This is a genomic window from Mesorhizobium oxytropidicola, from assembly GCF_056174625.1.
Genome location: NZ_CM149692.1, coordinates 2,913,951 through 2,932,853 on the forward strand (window position 1 = coordinate 2,913,951; position 18,903 = coordinate 2,932,853).

The following is an 18,903-nucleotide window of genomic DNA, read 5'->3' on the forward strand; positions in this document are numbered from 1 at the left end:
GCGCCAAGGCTGAGGGCTGGAGGTTTGGCGCCCGGGCGGTTCGGTACTGTGTTCATGCCGCGATATCGGCGGATACGAACGCAGGAGAGACCTCGATCATGATCGAGGACGTGCTTGATCGCGATTGAGGACCACCGCGGAACGGCGTTGCCGTGGAGCGCTGCCTCCAAGTCTTAAGCGAACTTCACCAGCATCAGGCTGAAGCAGCCGATGAACAGGAAGGCGGAGAAGGCGAGCACCAGCGGCCGCAGGCCGCGCGAGCGTAGCTGCGAAATGTCGGCCTGCAGGCCCATGGCGGCGAGCCCCATGGTCAGCATGATGGTGGTGGCGAGAGCCATCGCCGACTTCACTTCGGCTGGCACGGTGACCAGGCTGTTCAGCGCCACGACGGCGACGAAGGCGGCGACGAACCACGGCATGGGCGGCCGTGCAGCAGACTGGTCGCCGCTCGTCTTGCGCCGCGCCATCAGGCCAAGCGCGATGACCATCGGCGCCAGCATGGCGACGCGCGTCAGCTTGGCCACGGTGGCGATCTCGCCGGACTGGGTGCCGTTCTGGAAGCCGGCGCCGATGACCTGCGCCACCTCATGGATCGAGGCGCCGGCCCACAGGCCGAAGGCGTGCTGGTCGAGGCCAAGCGTAGGGGCCAGCAGCGGGAAGCCGAGCATGGCGACGGTGCCGAACAGCGTGATCGAGGCGACGGCATAGGTGACGTCCTCGTCGCGCGCATCGGTGACGATGTTGGTGGCTACGATGGCCGAGGCGCCGCAGATCGAGGTGCCGGCGGCAATCAGCTGCGCAAGCTTGCGGTCGACGCCAATCAGCCGGCCGAGGGTGATGGTGAAGAGGAAGGTGGCGCCGAGCGTCGCCGCCACGATGCCGACGCCGCCGGCGCCGATCGAGACGACCTGGCCGAGCGTCAGCTGGAAGCCGAGCAACACGATGGCAAAGCGCAGCAGGCGCTTTTGCGAGAAGGCGATGCCGGCCTTGGCGTGCGCCGGGGTGCCAAGTACGTTGGAATAGACCATGCCGGCGACGACGGCGAGGATCATCGGGCTGAACAGGGCGAAGCCGGAGACATTGTGCGCCGAGAAGGCGACGGCCGTGATCATCGCCACCAGCACGATGCCCGGAATGACGCCGTTCCACATCGAATCGAGGCGCTTGCGGCCTGCGGCCAGATCGGCCGGTATCAGGCTTTTCGGAATATCGTTCGCGATGTGGGTCAGGGAAGACAATGCAATTCTCCAAGCGAGCACCCCGGGAGAATGCCATTCCTGAAACGATCTTTCCAACGAATTGTTGTGGTTGGAATGATCGATTTTTACGAACGATTGGGGCTAAAGGTCGTACGAACCCTCCGGCTACAGCAATTCTTGCCACCGTCGCGCGCCATGAACCACGCGTACAATTTCCGCGCCATCGTCGATCTGGCGATAGAGGATTAGGTAATTTCTTACAGGGAAGGTGCGTAAGCCCGGCCGCACTTCTGGTCGGGCAACACCCATTCCCGGCATATCGGAGATGCGCTGGCAATGGGCATGGATCTCATCATACCAACGCAACGCCGCCGAGGGACTGTCCTCGGCGATATAGAGCGCGATGGCTTCGATATCCGCTTCGGCTTCCGGTCGTAGGCGAAGCGTCATCGCGACGTGCGCTCGGCGATCCTTGCATCGAGCTTGCTTTTGATCCGGGCGAAAGCCTCGCCACTGTCGACGGCGTTGCCGCTTGCCATTCCTTCATCCCAAAGCCGGCCCAACTCGTCGACGGCCCGGTCACGCTGCATCCGACGAAATTTCCATTCGCGCAGCGCCTCGCGCATGACTTCGCTCGCCGAGGCGTATTCGCCCGCCGCGACAACCTCGCGCATCATGGTTGCCATTTCAGGGGTGAGGGCAACGCTCACTTTCTCGACATTGGCCATCTGTGTGTTCTCCTACTGCGCAAAGTAGGCAAGTTTACCACCGCCTGCAAGAAGGAGGCATTCACCTACATCAAAGCTGGGCTTCGATCGCCGCCTTGTCGATGACCGACCAGACATTCCTGATCCTGTCATCCAGAAATTCATAGAAGACATTCTCGCTGAAAGAGACCTTTTTGCCGTTGATGGGGAGATCGAAGAAGGTCCCCTTTGGCGTACAGTTGAACTGCAGGCGGCTGGCGATGAAGGGTGGATCGGCGATCAGCAGCTGGACGTCGAAATAGAGGTCCGGAATTTCGCGAAAATCCCGTTCCAGCATGGAGCGGTAGCCCGATAGCCCGACGCGGTCGCCATTGTAGTGTACCTCGTCATGAACGAAGCGATGCAGTCGCGCCCAATCCTGATTGTTGAGACAGTCGATGTAGCCTCGATAGAGGTCGGTCTCGGTCACGGCGATGGCTCCGCATAGATCAGGCTTGATCGCGAAGATAGAACGACCGCGAATACAGTCCAGACGTTCTAGCCCCGATAGCGCAACGCATCGACCAGCAGCGAGAAGGCAGGCGTCGCTTGGCGACGGCTGGGGTAATAGAGGTGGTAGCCGGGGAAGGGCGCGCACCAGTCGGCCAGCACCCGCACCAGCCGGCCGTCGGCCAGCGGTGCGCGCACCTGGTCCTCGGGCAGATAGGCGAGGCCGAGGCCTGCGAGCACGGCATTCATGCGCAGCCCTGCCGTGTTGAAGATCAGCTGGCCCTCGACGCGCACTTTCAGCTCGCGGCCGGCTCTTTCGAATTCCCAGGCATAGAGCCCGCCATAGGTCGGCAGGCGCAGATTGATGCAATTGTGGGTGGTCAGGTCCTGCGGCACGCGCGGCTTTGGCCGCCGGGCGAAATAGGCCGGCGCGCCGACCACCGCCATGCGCATGTCGGGGCCGATGCGCACCGCGATCATGTCGTGCGCCACCTGTTCGCCGAGCCGCACGCCGGCATCGTAGCGCTCGGCGACGATATCGGTCAGGCCGTAGTCGACGATGATCTCGACCTTGATGTCGGGATAGTCCGGCAAAAGCCGGGCGATCGCCGGCCACAGCACCGCGTCGGCGGCATGCTCGCCGGCGGTGATGCGGATGGTGCCGGCGGGCTTTTCACGCAAGGCGCTGAGCGCGGTGAGCTCGGCCTCGATCTCGTCGAGCCTTGGCCCGACGGAGCGCACCAGGCGCTCGCCGGCCTCGGTGGGCGACACGCTGCGCGTGGTGCGGGTGAGCAGCCGCACGCCCAGCCGCTCCTCCAGCGCGCGCACCGTGTGGCTGAGCGCCGATTGCGAGACGCCGAGCTGTGCCGCCGCCCGGGTAAAACTTTTTCGCGCGCAACCGCCAGGAAGGCGGTCAGCTCGTTGAGATTGTCTCGCGGCATTGATGAGAATTCCTCATAAGTACATGCCGGATATAGCACCTAATCCAGACCAATCGCAGGGGCTAAATAGACGCCATCACATAGACACCATCATGGGCGGCTGCCCGAAGTCGGCGGCCCCTCAAGCCAGTGGCAGCGTCCTGCCCGGCGTGAAGAAGGAAAAAGACCATGGATATCAAGCGAAGCGGCTCGCAAGCCTCTGGCAAGGGCCCCGGCGACTGGTTCACCGGCACGGTGCGCATCGATCCGCTGTTCGCGGCCATTGCGCCGGCCCGCGCCGCCGGCAATGCCGTTACCTTCGAGCCCGGCGCGCGCACCGCGTGGCATACCCATCCGCTCGGCCAGCTCTTGATCGTCACCGCCGGCTGCGGCCGCGTGCAGCGCGAGGGCGGGCCGATAGAAGAAATACGGCCGGGCGACGTGGTTCGCTTCGAGCCCGGCGAAAAGCACTGGCATGGCGCGGCCCCCACCACCGCCATGACCCACATCGCCATCCAGGAAGCGCTCGACGGCAAGGCCGTCGACTGGATGGAGCATGTCAGCGACGCGCAGTACAAGGCCTGATCGCCGGAGCCAGAAAAATGTCCACGCCCGCCACCGCACCGCACAAGACAGCCATCCTGGCGATCATCCTCGTCAGCTATGTGATGATCGTGCTCGACACCTCGATCGTGCTCACCGGCCTGCCCAGGATCCACCAAGGCCTCGGCTTCACCGATGCCGGGCTGGCCTGGGTGCAGAGCGCCTATACGCTGACCTTCGGCGGCTTCCTGCTGCTCGGGGCGCGGGCGGGTGACATTCTGGGGCGCCGGCTGATGCTCATCGTCGGTCTTGGCCTGTTCACGCTTGCTTCGCTGGCGATCGGTGCGGCGCAATCGGCGGCCTGGATGATCAGCGCGCGGGCGATCCAGGGCCTAGGTGCCGCCATCCTGGCGCCTTCGACGCTGGCGCTTCTGCAGACCACCTTCGCGGAAGGTCCCGAGCGCACCCGCGCCGTGTCCTACTACAGCGCGGTGGCCGGTGTAGCGGCCAGCGTCGGCCTGGTGCTGGGCGGCGTGCTTGCCGACTGGATCTCCTGGCGCGTCGGCTTCTTCATCAATCTGCCCATCGGCATTGCCATGATCATCGCCGCGCGCAAGTACATCGTGGAAACCGAGCGGCGCGCCGGCGAACTCGACGTCATTGGCGCCCTGACCTCGACCGTCGGCATGACGGCACTTGTCTATGGCTTCATCCGCTCGGCCGACACCGGCTGGACAAATGCCGGTACGATCGCGTCGCTGGCAGGTGCCGCGCTGCTGCTTGGCGTCTTCGTCGTCAACGAATGGAAGGCGAAGCAGCCGATCATGCCGCTCAGGCTGTTCGTCAGCCGCGAGCGTGCCGGCGCCTATGCCGCCCGCATCCTGTTCCTGGGCGCCATGATCGGCTTTTTCTTCTTCACCACACAGTATCTGCAAGGCGTGCTCGACTACAGGGCGGCGCTGACCGGCATGGCCTTCCTGCCGATGACCATGGTCAATTTCGCCGTCGCGATGGTTGTGCCGCAGTTGACGCGCCGGTTCGGCAATGGCCGGCTGCTGGCCGGCGGCCTTGCGCTCTGCCTGCTTGGCATGGCGTGGCTGAGCCGCGCCTCGTTCGACACGGCCTATTTGACCGGGGTGGCGCTGCCGATGGTGCTGATCGGCGCCGGGCAAGGCCTGACGCTCAGCCCGCTGACCACATCAGGCATTGCCGGTGTCGCGCCTGGGGATGCCGGTGCCGCCTCCGGCGTCGTCAACGTCGCCCATCAGCTCGGCAATTCGCTCGGCCTCGCCGTCCTGGTTGCGGTGGCGGCGGTTGGCGCCGGTGCACTCGATGGCAGGGAGCTGCTTGCCTATCGCTTCGGCACCGCGCTCACCGCCGGCTCGGCCATGCTGGCGCTGGCGCTGCTGTTCGTCTGCGCCCTGATCGTGCGGCCCCGCAAGGCGGTGCAAGCGGTGGCGACCGGGGCGAACGCCTGAAGGCTGGACGCGGGCCGGCGACCCTCAACAAGAATCGAAAAGGATCAAGACAATGCAAAAGCGCACACTTGGAACAAGCGGCCTCGAAGTCTCGGCCATCGGCCTTGGCTGCATGGGGATGAGCCAGTCCTACGGGGCTCCGATGGAGACGGCGGATGCTGTCCGCTTGATCCGCTCCGCCTTCGAGCGCGGTATCACCTTCTTCGACACGGCGGAGGTCTATGGACCGTTCAAGAACGAGGAGGTCGTCGGCGAGGCGTTGCAGCCGATCCGCGACCAGGTGGTGATCGCCACCAAATTCGGCATCGACATCACCGGCACAGCCGGACATGAGGGCATGGACAGCCGGCCGCAGCATATTCGCGACGTCGTCGAGGCCTCGCTCAAGCGGCTGAGGACCGATCGCATCGACCTTCTCTACCAGCATCGTGTCGATCCGGTCGTCCCGATCGAAGAGGTGGCGGGCACGGTGAAGGAGTTGATCAGCCAAGGCAAGGTCAAGCATTTCGGCCTCTCCGAAGCCGGCGTGCGCACGATCCGCCGCGCCCATGCGGTGCAGCCGGTCGCGGCCCTGCAAAGCGAATACTCGCTGTGGTGGCGTGAACCCGAGGAGGCGATCCTGCCGGTGCTCGAAGAGTTGGGCATCGGCTTCGTGCCCTTCAGTCCGCTGGGCAAGGGTTTCCTGACCGGCGCCATCGACGCCAGCACGACGTTCGACAGCAGCGACTTCCGCAACACGGTCCCGCGTTTCGCAGAAGAGGCCCGCAAGGCCAACCAGGCGCTGGTCGATGCGATCGTCGCAATCGCGGCGCAGAAGAAGGTGATCCCGGCACAGGTCGCGCTCGCCTGGCTGCTGGCGCAAAAGCCCTGGATCGTTCCGATCCCCGGCACGACGAAGCTCAATCGCCTCGAGGAGAACATCGGGTCGACCGCTGTCGCGCTGACGGCGGACGATCTTGCCGACATCGAAAACGTGGTCTCGGCGATTGCCGTGCAGGGAGAGCGCTATTCCCCGCAACAGGCGGCACGGATCGATCGCTGAGGCGCAACCGGAAGGAAAATCCCATGACCGACAACATCAAGGACAAGGTCGTCGTCATCACCGGCGCCAGCAGCGGGCTTGGCGAAGCCGCCGCACGGCTTTTGGCGAAAGAGGGTGCGAAGCTGGTGCTGGGCGCGCGCCGCCTCGACCGGCTCGAGGCGCTGGCCGCCGAGTTGTCGCTTGGCAAGGACGCGATCCTTTCAACCGACGTCACCGATATCGGCCAGGTCCGGCGGCTCGTCGACCACGCGGTCAAGACGCATGGCCGCGTCGACGTCATCATCAACAATGCCGGGCTGATGCCGCATTCGCCGCTGGAGCGCGGCAAGGTCGAAGACTGGGACCGGATGATCGACGTCAACATCAAGGGTGTGCTCTACGGCATCGCCGCCGCACTCCCGCATATGAAGACGCAGAAGAGCGGCCACATCATCAATGTGTCGTCGGTCGCCGGCCACAAGGTAGGGCCGGGGGGCGCCGTCTATGCCGCGACCAAGCACGCTGTGCGCATCATCTCCGAAGGGCTGCGGCAGGAAGTGAAACCCTACAACATCCGCACCACCATCATCTCGCCGGGCGCCGTGGCGACGGAGCTGCCCGACAGCGTGACTGAACCCGATGTCGCCGAGGGCGTGCGCGCGCTCTATGACCGCGTGGCCATCCCCGCCGATTCCTTCGCCAGGACGGTGGTGTTCGCCATGAGCCAGCCCGACGAGGTCGACATCAATGAGATCCTGTTTCGGCCGACGGCGCAGGAGTATTAAGGCCAGCTCGACCGCTGGCTTGACAGCAGCGCTCCTGCTGCTCCAGCTTGGCGTCATGTTCGCCCTCGCGCCCACCCACACCAAGCGACGCCGCCGCCCAGTGCGGAGCGGCAAGCTGATTGCGTGACGACGAAGGCCGGCAGGATAGATCCGGTTCGTTCGTTTCCAGCCTCGCCCGCGACAACGCCGGCGGGGTTTTTCATGCCTGGAGTCTTGTGATGACAAACAATTCCATCCGGTTTCGGCCGGCCGAACCCGCTGATGCCCCGGCCATCAGGGACATCGTTCGCGCCGCCTATGGCAAATGGGTGCCGGTGATCGGCCGCGAGCCGCTGCCGATGCGCGCCGACTACGACAAGGCCGTTGCCGAGCATCCCTTCGAGCTCGCAGTCGCGGACGGCCGCATTGTCGGGATGATCGAAACCATGCTGGCCGACGATCACCTCTGGATCGAGAATGTCTGCGTCGCGCCGCAGGCGCAGGGCAGGGGTATCGGCCGGCTGCTGCTGGAGCGGGCCGAGCAGAAGGCGCTAGAGGCCGGCCGCCCGGAGTTGCGCCTGCTGACCAATGGCGCCTTCGCCGCCAATGTGTTGTTGTACAAAAGCCATGGCTATACGATCGACCGGGAGGAGCCATTCATGGGTGGCATGACGGTCTATATGAGCAAGGGATTGACGCGATAGCGGGCAATCGGAGGCATGGATACGACGATGGCGGCCAGGGTCAAATTGAAGCAACTTCCCGGGCCGTACGCGATTTCGCGGCTCGGAGCGGGCGACAGCATTCCCGGCTGGGCGGACGGGCCGGGCTTCGTCAGCATCACCAGGACCGACGACGAGCTTTCGATCACGTGCCTGCAGGATCGTGTTCCAGGCACGGTCAAGCACGATGGTGACTGGGTCGCCTTCAAATTGCAGGGGCCTTTTGCTTTCGACGAAACCGGCATCGTGCTGTCGGTCATCCAGCCGCTGTCAGAAAACGGGCTGGGCATCTTCCTGGTGTCCACCTTCGATGGCGATCATTTGCTGGTGAAGGCGGCGGATCAGGATGCGGCGAGACAGCATCTGGTCGAGGCGGGACACACGGTGCTGTAATTCATCCCACGCCATCGAAAACGGCTGGGTTCTCTGGCCCAACGCCTCTGGCTCAATCACTGGCGCGCTGGCTCAACCACTTCGGGGGTTGCGTTTGACAGCGGCGTTTGTGCATCGTTATCACTAGCTGGATATCACGGCCGCCGGAACGGCCACGCGGCACCCCCAAGGAGAAAACCATGTCACACAATTTGCAGTTCTATATCGATGGTGCGTGGGTCGATCCTGTTGTGCCCAACACGCTCGATGTCATCGATCCGTCGAACGAGGATGCCTTCGCGCAGATCTCGCTCGGCTCCAAGGCCGATGTCGACAAGGCGGTGGCCGCCGCCAAGCGCGCTTTCCAAACATTCGGCTTCACTTCGGTGGAAGAGCGCCTCGATATCCTGAGCCGCATCATCGCCGTCTACAAGAAGCGCAGCAAGGACCTGGCGCTTGCCGTGTCGCGCGAGATGGGCGCGCCGCGCCAGATGGCGCTCGACAGCCAGGTCGGCATTGGTCTGGCGCATCTGGCCAAGATGGCGGAAGTGCTCAAGACTTTCCAGTTCCGCCACGTCAAGGGCAGCGCGCTGATCGCCAAGGAGCCGATCGGCGTCGTTGGCCTGATCACGCCGTGGAACTGGCCGTTGAACCAGATCACCTGCAAGGTGGGTCCCGCGCTCGCCGCCGGCTGCACCATGGTGCTGAAGCCGTCCGAGATCGCGCCGCTCGACGCCATCATCTTCGCCGAGATCATCGACGAGGCCGGCGTGCCGAAGGGCGTGTTCAACCTCGTCAACGGTGACGGCCCCGGCGTCGGCCAGGCACTGTCCAGCCATCCCGACGTCGACATGATGTCGTTCACCGGTTCGACCCGGGCCGGCATATTGGTGGCCAAGGCCGCCGCCGACACGGTCAAGCGCGTGCACCAGGAGCTGGGCGGCAAGTCGGCCAACATCCTGTTCCCGGATGTCGACCTGGCCACCGCCGTCACCAAGGGCGTCGCCGGCTGCTTCAGCAATAGCGGCCAGTCCTGCAACGCGCCAACCCGCATGTTCGTACCGCGCGACCGTCACGACGAAGCGGCGGGCTATGCGAAGGCGGCAGCGGAGAAGTTCGTGGTCGGGCCGGCCGACGGCGCCAACACCAAGCTTGGCCCTGTCGTCAGCCAGGTCCAGTTCGACAAGATCCAGGACCTAATCCAGGCCGGCATCGACGAAGGTGCGACGCTGGTCGCCGGCGGCCCCGGCCGCCCGGCCGAACTCAACCGCGGCTATTACATCAGGCCGACCGTGTTCGCCGACGTCACGCACGACATGCGCATCGCGCGCGAGGAAATCTTCGGGCCGGTGCTGGCGATCCTGCCCTACGACACGGTCGAACAGGCGGTCGAGCAGGCCAACGACACTGTCTACGGCCTGGCCTCCTACATCCAGGCCAAGGACATCCAGAAGGCGCGCGACGTGGCGGCACGCATGCGCTCGGGCAATGTCTACATCAACTACCCGACCTGGGACGCCGGCCTGCCCTTCGGCGGCTACAAGCAGTCGGGCAACGGCCGCGAATACGCCGAGTATGGCCTCGAGGATTTCCTCGAGATCAAGGGCATCGCGGGGTACGAGGCGGCGGAGTAGGCGCGACGCGGTTCGGGCCGGCGGTAGTGCCGGCCCACTTCATCTGTTTGGCATCCGAGGCCGCCATCTAGGAATTGACGTGGCGGCTTTATCGAACTTTGCTTGCGGCCAACTGCCGAGCATTTATGATGGTGTCGCGGAAATTCTTGGTTTTCCACACGAACCGCGGATGAGCCGGAAGCTGGAAAAGTCAGAGCCCGACGAGAGTCTCTACCAAGTCTTTGTCGACGATAATTTCCATTATCGTGACGAGAGCCATCGGTATTTGGACGGACAATTCGCAACCTATGATGAGGCGGTGGCGCACTGCCGTGCCATAGTCGACGGCGAACTGGAAAATGCTTTCAAACCGGGAGCAACTGCCGAACAGCGGTTTGAGACATACAGTCTGTTTGGCCTGGATCCGTTCATCAAGACGCCGCCCGGGCGACGGGTCGATCCGCCTTTTTCCGCTTGGGATTATGCAAAGGAGCGGTGCGGAATCCTGCCTCGCGACGCTGCCATTCCAGAAGCCTGATTTTCAGCGCTTCTTGCCAATTGGCAAATACATGCTATATCTCTGCCAATAGCAGAGGTGAGCAGCATGCAGCTTCAGTCCATCGTCACCACGCCGGCCACGGTTGGGTCAGCCATTTCGGAAGAAGAGGCGGGCGCACTGGCGCGTACCACGGTCAATCTGTTCAAGGCGTGGAACCTCACCGATCTGGAGGCCTGCATCCTGCTCGGCGGCATGTCGGCGCGCACCTGGGCGCGTTGGAAGGAGGGCGGCATCGGCCGGATCGACCGCGACCTGCGCACACGCATGGCGCATCTGATGGGTATCCACAAAGGCCTGCGCTATCTTTTCACCGAGCCGGCGCGCGGCTATGCCTGGATCCGCAAGCCCAATGCCATTTTCGGCGGCCAGTCGGCGCTCGACCTGATGCTGCGTGGTGAAATCTCCGACCTTGCGGCGATGCGCGAATGGCTCGATGCGGAGCGTGGCGCATGGTGAGTGGGCTCGCGGTCCGGCGCCGCGTCCACTGGCAGCAGACGTTTCGCATCATCCGCTCCATCCATCCGCCGATCGACCTGTTCGAGGACATTGCCGATCCGCGCGACTGGGAGGCGCTGGCCTCGGTGGAGGAGAAGACCAATCCGCGCATCCGGCTGGAGATCGGCGACCTCGGCAAGGTTACGGCCGCAAGGCGGGTGTCCGGCCCCGGCGCCAGCTTCGTCATGGCGCCTTTCGTGCATTGTTCGACGCTGCGGCCGGGCCGTTTCTCCGATGGCAGCTACGGCCTCTATTATGCCGGCGACAGCGAGGATGTGGCGCTGGCCGAAACCATCCACCATCACCAGAATTTCATGCGCGCCACCAATGAAGATCCGGGCTGGACGGCGGATTTTCGCGTGCTGATCGGCAGTGTCGACCGCGACCTCGACGACGTCAACGCCGTGCCCGGCGTACTCGAACCCGATGATTACACCGCCTCGCAGGCGGAAGGGCGGGCACTTCGTGCCGCCGGCAGCGACGGGCTGGTGTGGAACAGCGTGCGCATGCCTGAGGGCCAATGCATCGGCATCTTCTGGCCCGACGTCATCCCCGTCCCGGTGCAGGGCCGGCACTACAGCTACCACTGGGATGGCAAGCGCGTGGATTTCGTGCGTCAGCACGATACCGGCAAGGTGCTGGCGGTCGTGTGACTGCGAGTGCTTCGTCGCCGATCTCAGCTGCGACCTCGCCAGCGGCGACGACGCTTGCGTTCTATATCTTGCTCCGTTGCGAGACCTTCTGCTGGAACTCGCCGCGGGGGCAGTCTGTATCGAGCCAAATGGACCGAGGATATTCATGACGAATGGACGCGGAACCTCGCTAAAGACCGGCCAGACCTTAAGCCGGAGCAGATAGCGAGGACGCGCGACCTGATGAACCGCTCCGTGCCGGATTGCCTGGTCGAAGGCTATCAGGAACTGATACCAAGTTTGACACTCCCCGATGAAAATGACCGGCATGTCCTGGCAGCAGCTATCGTTTCGGCAGCCGATGCCATTGTCACTTTCAATCTGAAGGACTTCCCTAAGCCGGTTCTCGACAAGTACCTGTTGGATCTGATCCATCCCGACGAGTTCATCTTCAATCAGTTCGGGATCAATGATGCCGCTGTTCTGGTGTCGGTACAGCGATGCCGTCTCCGTCTCAAGAATCCACCGAAAACGGTTTCCGAGTATCTGGATACGCTGGAGATGCAGGGTCTGCCAAAGACTGTGAGCCGTCTCCGCACCTATGCGGGAGTTATTTAGCCCGCTTGCTGCCAACGTGCCTTGCGGTCTGGCAGCGCTCGAACAGACGCAGCCTTTTCCATTCTCGTTCGCTGCGGGCGCATATTCAGATTCTGCGCCATACAGGATAGCGGCTTTCTAAGATCACCCCAAAAATGGCATAGATTTCCTGCCATATCGGCTCCACCCGATCTATATATCGGTTGAGATCGATGCAGGATGTAGATGGACAACGACATCATATTGAAGGCGCTGGCGCATCCGTTTCGGCGCGATGTGCTGGCGTGGCTGAAGGAGCCTGAACAGCACTTCGCCGCGCAGGCGCATCCGCTCGAAATGGGCGTCTGCGCCAGCCAGTTCGACAATCGCGGCCTGGCGCAGTCCAGCGTCTCGGCGCATCTGGCGACACTGGCTTCGGCCGACCTCGTGACCACGCGGCGGGTCGGCCAGTGGGTGTTCTACAAGCGCAACGAAGAAACCATCGCCGCCTTCCAGGCCGCCTTGTCCGATCTCTGACGATCCTCCCCCATCCTACCCCCGAATGTATGAAAGGCATTTCTCATGGCTACCCTCTTTGATCCCCTGCGGGCCGGCGATCTCGCGCTGGCGAACCGCATCGTCATGGCGCCGCTGACGCGCAACCGCTCGCCCAATGCGGTGCCCGGCGACCTCTCGGTGACCTACTACGGCCAGCGCGCCACGGCCGGGCTTATCGTGACCGAAGCCACCGCCATCAGCCATCAGGGCCAGGGCTACGCCAACGTGCCCGGCCTCTATGGCGCGGATCAGCTTGCCGGCTGGAAGCGTGTCACCGACGCCGTTCACAAGGCCGGCGGCAAGATCGTGGTGCAGCTCTGGCATGTCGGACGCATCTCGCACACGACGTTGCAGCCCGGCGGCGGCAAGCCGGTGGCGCCGTCGGCGATCAGGGCAAACTCCAAGACTTTCCTGGTCAAGCCGGATGGCAGCGGCGAGTTCGCCGAGACCTCCGAACCGCGTGCGCTCGATGCCGCCGAACTTCCCGGCATCGTCGAGGATTTCCGCCGCGCCGCCAAGGCGGCGATCGAGGTAGCGGGTTTCGACGGCGTCGAGATCCATGGCGCCAATGGCTATCTCATCGACCAGTTCCTGCGCTCGGGCACCAACCATCGCACCGATAATTATGGCGGCTCCATCGAGAACCGGACGCGATTCCTGTTCGAGGTGGTCGACGCGGTCACGGGCGCCGTTGGCGCCGGCAGGACCGGGATCAGGCTGTCGCCGGTGACACCCGCCAACGACACTTCGGATGCCGATCCGCAGCCGCTGTTCAACCATGCGGTGGCGGGCCTGGGCAGCCGCGGCCTGGCGTACGTCCATATCGTCGAAGGCGCGACCGGCGGCGCCCGCGACTTCAGCCAGGGCGACAGGCCGTTCGACTACGAAGAACTGAAGGCCGCCTATCACAAGGCCGGAGGAAACGGCGCCTGGCTGGTGAACAATGGCTATGACAAGGAACTGGCCGAAAAGGCTGTCGGGGACGGCTATGCCGACCTTGTCGCGTTCGGCAAGTTGTTTATCGCCAATCCCGACCTCGTCAGCAGGCTGAAGCGGAACGCCGGACTGAACGATCCGGACAAGACGACGTTCTATGGCGGCGACGCCAAGGGCTATACGGATTATCCGACGGCGGCCTAAGCCGCTCTCCCCAAGTAGCCTACCCACAAGGCAGCCGGCTCCCGACGGGGGAGCCGGCCAGCCATCGCGCTATGCGCGATCGGATGAACATCTGGCCGGGACGCACGGGCGTGGAACCGGGCCTGGCTGAGCGGATTTCTTTTTTGCGGTGACTTGCGGCGATCAGGAATTTGCCTGATCAAGTCGGTAGAGGGCCAACAACCGGCAATTGTGCTTCAAAACTGCTGACATGATGCTTCCCAGATTCCTGCGATCGATTGTAAAGGCGCGGCAACCTCTCGCGGGTCTGGCCATCCTGCTGTCGCTCGGCGCTCCCGCCCTGGCTGCCGACAGCCGTATGGATGTCTGCGCCAATGACAAGCTTGCCGCGCCCAACCGGATCGTCGCCTGCACCAATGTGATTGAGGACAAGGCGACCTCGGCAAGCGATCGGGAAATTGCCTATTTCGATCGCGGCAACGCGTTGGACGCGGCCGGCGAATATGATCGCGCCCTGTCGGATTACGACAAGGCGATCGAACTCGATCCCAAGGACGCCGATGCCCTCAACAATCGTGGCCTGACCTGGAGCCACAAGAAGGACTATGACCGGGCGCTCGCCGACTACAGCAGGGCGATAGAGCTCAATCCGCAATTCGCTCTCGCATATGGCAACCGAGGCCTGATCTGGCACAGCCAGAAGCGCGACGAAGACCGCGCGATCGCCGATTTCAAAAAGGCGATCAGTCTCGAACCGCAAACCAGCGATGTCTACAACCTTCTCGGCAATGCGTATCTGCGCAAGGGCGACTATGACAGCGCCATCACCAGCTACAGCCAGGCGGTGTTTCTCGATCCCGAGAATCCCGACCAGTATTTCAACCTTGGACTGGCCTGGACCTCCAAGGGCAATCCGGAACGCGCCATAGCGGACTACAGCCAGGCGATCAGCCTCGACGCGAAGCATGTCGATGCCTATCGCTGGCGCGCCGACGCCTGGGTCAAGCGGGGCGACACCGATCGCGCCATGGCAGACTACGACGAGGCCATCAGGATCGATCCGAGTGACGCCGAGACCTTCCGCAATCGTGGTGATTTGTGGTTCGGCAAGAAGAACTATGATCGTGCCATCGCGGATTACGGGCAGGCCATCGATGCCGATCCCCGGGATGCGGTAGCCTATAATGATCGTGGCTGGACGTGGTCGCAGAAGAACGACGCCGAACGCGCCATAGCGGATTTCGACAAGGCGATCAACATCGATCCGACCTATGCCAAGGCCTACAACAATCGTGGCCTGGCGTGGTCGGACATGGGCGATCTCGACCGTGCCATATCGGACTACGATCAGGCGATAGCCGCCGATCCCAAATATGCGCACGCCTATGACAACCGGGGCCTGGCCCGGGTTGCGAAGGGGCAATACGACCTCGCCATAGCAGACTACAATCTGGCGATCCTCATCGATGACGGATATGCCATAGCCTACAAGAACCGTGGCTGGGCCTGGGCCCGCAAGCGCCAGTTCGACTATGCCATTGCCGACTACGACAAGGCCATCACCCTGGTTCCGGACTATGCCAGTGCCTGGACTGGGCGGTGCCACGCCTGGATTTACAAGGGACAATATGATCGCGCCATCAGAGACTGCGATCAGGCGATCCATATCTTGCCCGACAGTGCCAGCGCCCACGACACGCGAGGCCTCGCCCGGCTCTACAAGGCCGACTTTGCCGGCGCTTTCGACGATTTCGATGAAGCGGTGCGCCTCGAACCGAAATTCGCGGGCGCCTACCAGAACCGCGGTATTGCCGCGTTATACTTTCGCTCGGCCGCCAGCGCGCAGGCCGATCTCGAACTGGGCGCCCAGATCCGGCCGAGGGATGCCTATTATGCGATCTGGGCGGATCTTGCGCGGCGGCGCCACGGGCAGCCCAGCATCCTTGCGGACGCCAAGCTCGACATGACCAAATGGCCGGCGGCAGTGGTTCGTCTGCTGCTCGGCCAGCAGACGCCGGAGGCCACGCTGCTGGCCGCCGACAATCCGGACGCGACGAAGGAAAGCGAGCAGGTCTGCGAGGCGAATTTCTACACGGCGGAATTCTTGCGGCTGCAACATCGCGACGAGGAGGCCTTGCGGCTCTACCGCCTCGCGCTCGCCGGGTGTCCTCGGGATTTCATTGAGTATACCGCCGCCACCAACGCGCTGCGCGTCATGGGCAAGGCGCGGTGAGGGCGGTTCACCGCTTCATGGACGCGCGCCGCGCTGTGGCATCTGGCCGAGGAAACATACCTAGTCCCCATGGCGGGCCAAGTGAGGCAATGACAGACCACCTTGTCGGCGACTGGAAGGTCCGCCGCACCATGATCGATTTCCTGACCGGCGCGACCCACCGCTTCGCCGGCGACGCCGTGGTCACGGAAGATGCCTTCACCGAGCGTGGGCTCATGCGGATCGGCGCCCATGAAATGCCGGCAAGCCGGCGCTACCGGCTCGAGCCGGGCGAGGCTTCGATGCGCATCCTTCATGCCGATGGAAGCGACTTCATCGAACTGGAGCCGAAGGCGGCGCAGGCCGTGCGCCATCTCTGCGGCGCCGATCTCTATGTCGGGCGCTTCTTCTTCGCGGACGGGACGAATGGGCCGAGGCGTGGCGCGTCAAGGGGCCGCGCAAGAACTACGCAAGCCTTGGGTGGTTTTATCGACAGCACGATCCATCGTGTCGCCTGCGCGAAGAGCATGGGGTAAAAGTTCGCGCGCTGGAGAACGCTCTCATTGCCGGGGAAGAATTTGGGCACCCATTGCGTTCGACAGCACTGCATTCCTGAGCAAGATGCGAGCCAAGCATGCCAGGTGAGCGCCGCTAACATAGGTTCGAGGGCGCAGAAGGGAAAACCCTAAGCCGCACGCCCTCAATGCCTGAGAATCTTGCTCAGAAACGCCCGGCTGCGGTCGGTCCTGGGATGTGAGAAGAATTCGTCGGGCGTGCCACTTTCGACGATGGCGCCGGCGTCCATGAACACCACGCGCTGGGCGACCTTGCGGGCAAAGCCCATCTCGTGCGTCACCACCATCATGGTCATGCCTTCCTCGGCGACGGCCACCATGACGTCGAGCACCTCGGAAATCATCTCGGGATCGAGCGCCGAGGTCGGCTCGTCGAACAGCATGATTTTCGGCCGCATGCCGAGGCAACGCGCGATCGCCACGCGCTGCTGCTGGCCGCCGGAGAGCTGTGCGGGATAGGCATTGACCTTGTCGGCCAGCCCGACCTTGGCCAGCAAGTCGCGCCCGGCCTTTTCAGCTTCGGCGCGCGGGATTTTGCGGACATGGATAGGGGCCAGCGTGACGTTTTCGAGCGCGGTCTTGTGCGGATAGAGGTTGAAGGACTGGAAGACGAAGCCGATCTCGGTGCGCAGCTGCGTCATGTTGGTGGCGGCGTCGCCGAGGCGCTGGCCGTCGACGACGAGGTCGCCGTCCTTGATCGTCTCCAGGCCGTTGATGCAGCGGATCAGCGTGCTCTTGCCCGAGCCGCTCGGCCGCAGACGACGACCACTTCGCGCGGCTCGACGCTGAGCGTGATGTCCTTCAACACATTGAGCGCGCCGAACCATTTGTTGACGCCGCGAAAGTCGATCATGCCGGTTTTGGCTAAGCCGGCTTTGGTCTGGGTTGGTTTGGTCATGTTGGCCGCACCTCTGGGGTTCGATGTCACAGCTGCACCTCGCCATGCGCCGCGCCCATGCGGCGTTCGAGCCGGCGGGCCAGCATGATCAAGGGATAGCAGACGATGAAATAGCCGACGCCGACAAGGAAGAAGACCAGCAGGCCATTGGGCACACGTTGCACCACCAGCCAGCCGACGCGGGTGAGGTCGGTCAGGCCGATGGCCGAGACGACGGAAGAGTCTTTGATCAGCAGCACATATTGCCCGACCAGCGGTGGCAGCACGATGCGCATCGCCTGCGGCAGCACCACCTGGCGCATGCGCTGCCAGCGCGACAGGCCGGATGCCAGCGCTGCCTCGACCTGGCCTGTCGGCACCGAGCGGATGCCGGCGGCGACGATCTCGCAGATGAAGCAGGCGGCGAGATTGGTCAGCGCGATGATGCCGGCGGTGAAGGCATCGAGCTCGATGCCGAATTCCGGCAGGATGAAGAAGATCAGGAAGATCTGCACCAGGAACGGCGTGCCGCGGATCAGGTCGACCCAGGCGCCGATGACACCCGAGAGCAGCCGGTTGCCACCGGTGCGCAAGATGCCGAGGCCGAAGCCGAGCAAGGTGCCCGCCACCAGGCTGATCAGCGACAGCACCACCGTCATGCCGAGGCCGCGCAAGGCGAGGGGATAGGAGCCGGCGAGGCTGAGGAATTGTTGCCAGATCATGTGCGCGCCCCCGCCGTGCCGAGCCAGCGGCTGGAGAGAACGGCCAGTCCCTTCAGGCAATAGTAGAGCAGCAAATAGAAGGCGGCGATGGTGACAAAACCTTCCGCCGGCATGAAGCGGTCGGAGGCGAGCAGTTGGCCGGCGCGCGTCAACTCGGCAACCGAGATCAGCGACAGCAGCGCGGAATCCTTGACCAGCACGATCGCCTGGCCGAGCAGCGGCGGGATCGTCACCTTGAAGGCTTGCGGCAGGACGACCAGGCGCATGCGCTGGACATAGGTCATGCCGGAAGCGACGCTCGCCTCGACCTGGCCGCGCGGGATCGACAGGATGCCGGCGCGAATGATTTCAGCGATATAGGCGCCGCTGTTCAAAGATAGTGCGAGGATGCCGACGACGAGTTCGGGCAGGACGAAGCCGAGCCGGGGCAGGCCGAAATAGAGGAAGTAAAGCTGCGCCAGCAGGGGCGTGGCGCGCACGGCGTCGATATAGGCCTTGGCCGGCGCGCGAAACAGCCAGCCGCGCTGCAAGTTCATGGCGCACAGCACGATGCCGACGACGAGTGCGCCGACAAAGGACAGCGCCGACAGCCAGACGGTCGTGACCAGGCCCTGCCCGAACAAAGGCAGGTATTCGACGATGGTGCGGAAACTGAAATTTTCGAGCATGGCTGTGCGGCGGTGAGAGGTGATAGCGAATAGGGAATAGCGAATAGCGAGTAGGGAGCAGCGAAGCGTGGCCGGAACGGCC

21 protein-coding genes and 2 pseudogenes are annotated in these 18,903 nt (G+C 63.6%); 15 read left to right on the forward strand and 8 right to left on the reverse strand.

The annotated features are described in order from the left end of the window. Nucleotides 1-173 precede the first annotated feature (173 nt). From AC0V8S_RS14455 to AC0V8S_RS14475, 5 genes and pseudogenes are all read right to left on the reverse strand, one after another. Nucleotides 174-1,238 (reverse strand): YeiH family protein, encoded by a 1,065-nt coding sequence (locus tag AC0V8S_RS14455; protein WP_475438098.1) that lies wholly within the window; start codon nt 1,236-1,238, stop codon nt 174-176. Between the two features lie 126 nt (nt 1,239-1,364). Next, the gene (locus AC0V8S_RS14460) at nt 1,365-1,649 is read right to left on the reverse strand and encodes a type II toxin-antitoxin system RelE/ParE family toxin (protein ID WP_183461843.1); all 285 of its coding nucleotides are present in this window, start codon (nt 1,647-1,649) and stop codon (nt 1,365-1,367) included. Next, nucleotides 1,646-1,927 carry a type II toxin-antitoxin system ParD family antitoxin gene (locus tag AC0V8S_RS14465; protein ID WP_183461841.1) on the reverse strand — a complete coding sequence of 94 codons (282 nt, stop codon included), beginning with the start codon at nt 1,925-1,927 and terminating at the stop codon, nt 1,646-1,648. The genes AC0V8S_RS14460 and AC0V8S_RS14465 overlap by 4 nt, the downstream gene beginning before the upstream one ends. Nucleotides 1,928-1,997: 70 nt before the next feature. Beyond that, nucleotides 1,998-2,375: an ester cyclase gene (locus AC0V8S_RS14470; protein WP_475438099.1), complete on the reverse strand. Its 378-nt coding sequence runs from the start codon at nt 2,373-2,375 to the stop codon at nt 1,998-2,000. A 68-nt stretch (nt 2,376-2,443) separates the two neighbouring features. Beyond that, nucleotides 2,444-3,336: pseudogene (locus AC0V8S_RS14475) on the reverse strand (LysR family transcriptional regulator). Between the two features lie 168 nt (nt 3,337-3,504). Here AC0V8S_RS14475 and AC0V8S_RS14480 point away from each other — a divergent pair. From AC0V8S_RS14480 to AC0V8S_RS14550, 15 genes are all read left to right on the forward strand, one after another. Then, complete coding sequence (locus AC0V8S_RS14480) at nt 3,505-3,900, forward strand: (R)-mandelonitrile lyase (protein WP_183461838.1); 396 nt, start codon at nt 3,505-3,507, stop codon at nt 3,898-3,900. A 17-nt stretch (nt 3,901-3,917) separates the two neighbouring features. After that, the gene (locus AC0V8S_RS14485; RefSeq protein ID WP_475438100.1) at nt 3,918-5,336 is read left to right on the forward strand and encodes an MFS transporter; all 1,419 of its coding nucleotides are present in this window, start codon (nt 3,918-3,920) and stop codon (nt 5,334-5,336) included. A 52-nt stretch (nt 5,337-5,388) separates the two neighbouring features. Further along, nucleotides 5,389-6,378 carry an aldo/keto reductase gene (locus AC0V8S_RS14490; RefSeq protein WP_475438101.1) on the forward strand — a complete coding sequence of 330 codons (990 nt, stop codon included), beginning with the start codon at nt 5,389-5,391 and terminating at the stop codon, nt 6,376-6,378. Nucleotides 6,379-6,401: 23 nt separating this feature from the next. Further along, entirely contained in the window at nt 6,402-7,142 is a 741-nt protein-coding gene (locus AC0V8S_RS14495) for an SDR family oxidoreductase (RefSeq protein WP_475438102.1), read from the forward strand. 215 nt (nt 7,143-7,357) lie between these two features. Further along, on the forward strand, nt 7,358-7,825 hold the full coding sequence (locus AC0V8S_RS14500; protein WP_475438624.1) for a GNAT family N-acetyltransferase: 468 nt from the start codon (nt 7,358-7,360) through the stop codon (nt 7,823-7,825). A 27-nt stretch (nt 7,826-7,852) separates the two neighbouring features. Further along, complete coding sequence (locus AC0V8S_RS14505) at nt 7,853-8,236, forward strand: ACT domain-containing protein (RefSeq protein WP_183461832.1); 384 nt, start codon at nt 7,853-7,855, stop codon at nt 8,234-8,236. Between the two features lie 179 nt (nt 8,237-8,415). Then, nucleotides 8,416-9,849, forward strand: coding sequence for an aldehyde dehydrogenase family protein (locus AC0V8S_RS14510; RefSeq protein WP_183461830.1), 1,434 nt, complete (start codon nt 8,416-8,418; stop codon nt 9,847-9,849). Nucleotides 9,850-9,928: 79 nt separating this feature from the next. After that, entirely contained in the window at nt 9,929-10,366 is a 438-nt protein-coding gene (locus AC0V8S_RS14515; protein ID WP_183461828.1) for a hypothetical protein, read from the forward strand. 66 nt (nt 10,367-10,432) lie between these two features. After that, nucleotides 10,433-10,843 (forward strand): MbcA/ParS/Xre antitoxin family protein, encoded by a 411-nt coding sequence (locus tag AC0V8S_RS14520; protein ID WP_183461826.1) that lies wholly within the window; start codon nt 10,433-10,435, stop codon nt 10,841-10,843. Beyond that, a complete protein-coding gene (locus AC0V8S_RS14525) occupies nt 10,837-11,535 on the forward strand; it encodes an RES family NAD+ phosphorylase (protein WP_475438103.1) in 699 nt (232 codons plus the stop codon). Before AC0V8S_RS14520 ends, AC0V8S_RS14525 begins: the two co-directional genes overlap by 7 nt. A gap of 222 nt (nt 11,536-11,757) precedes the next feature. After that, on the forward strand, nt 11,758-12,132 hold the full coding sequence (locus tag AC0V8S_RS14530) for a VapC50 family PIN domain-containing toxin (RefSeq protein WP_475438104.1): 375 nt from the start codon (nt 11,758-11,760) through the stop codon (nt 12,130-12,132). Between the two features lie 204 nt (nt 12,133-12,336). Next, entirely contained in the window at nt 12,337-12,627 is a 291-nt protein-coding gene (locus AC0V8S_RS14535; RefSeq protein ID WP_475438105.1) for an ArsR/SmtB family transcription factor, read from the forward strand. A 45-nt stretch (nt 12,628-12,672) separates the two neighbouring features. Beyond that, complete coding sequence (locus AC0V8S_RS14540; protein WP_183461820.1) at nt 12,673-13,788, forward strand: alkene reductase; 1,116 nt, start codon at nt 12,673-12,675, stop codon at nt 13,786-13,788. Nucleotides 13,789-14,017: 229 nt separating this feature from the next. Then, nucleotides 14,018-16,000, forward strand: a complete 1,983-nt coding sequence (locus tag AC0V8S_RS14545; RefSeq protein WP_475438106.1) for a tetratricopeptide repeat protein — start codon at nt 14,018-14,020, stop codon at nt 15,998-16,000. Nucleotides 16,001-16,089: 89 nt separating this feature from the next. Then, nucleotides 16,090-16,515: a DUF6314 family protein gene (locus tag AC0V8S_RS14550; RefSeq protein WP_475438107.1), complete on the forward strand. Its 426-nt coding sequence runs from the start codon at nt 16,090-16,092 to the stop codon at nt 16,513-16,515. Between the two features lie 164 nt (nt 16,516-16,679). On the opposite strand, the pseudogene AC0V8S_RS14555 reads toward AC0V8S_RS14550, so the two are convergent. From AC0V8S_RS14555 to AC0V8S_RS14565, 3 genes and pseudogenes are all read right to left on the reverse strand, one after another. Further along, a pseudogene (locus tag AC0V8S_RS14555) lies at nt 16,680-17,407 on the reverse strand (amino acid ABC transporter ATP-binding protein). Nucleotides 17,408-17,478: 71 nt separating this feature from the next. Further along, nucleotides 17,479-18,153, reverse strand: coding sequence for an amino acid ABC transporter permease (locus tag AC0V8S_RS14560; RefSeq protein ID WP_183461810.1), 675 nt, complete (start codon nt 18,151-18,153; stop codon nt 17,479-17,481). Then, a complete protein-coding gene (locus AC0V8S_RS14565) occupies nt 18,150-18,821 on the reverse strand; it encodes an amino acid ABC transporter permease (RefSeq protein WP_183461808.1) in 672 nt (223 codons plus the stop codon). The genes AC0V8S_RS14560 and AC0V8S_RS14565 overlap by 4 nt, the downstream gene beginning before the upstream one ends. Nucleotides 18,822-18,903: the final 82 nt, after the last annotated feature.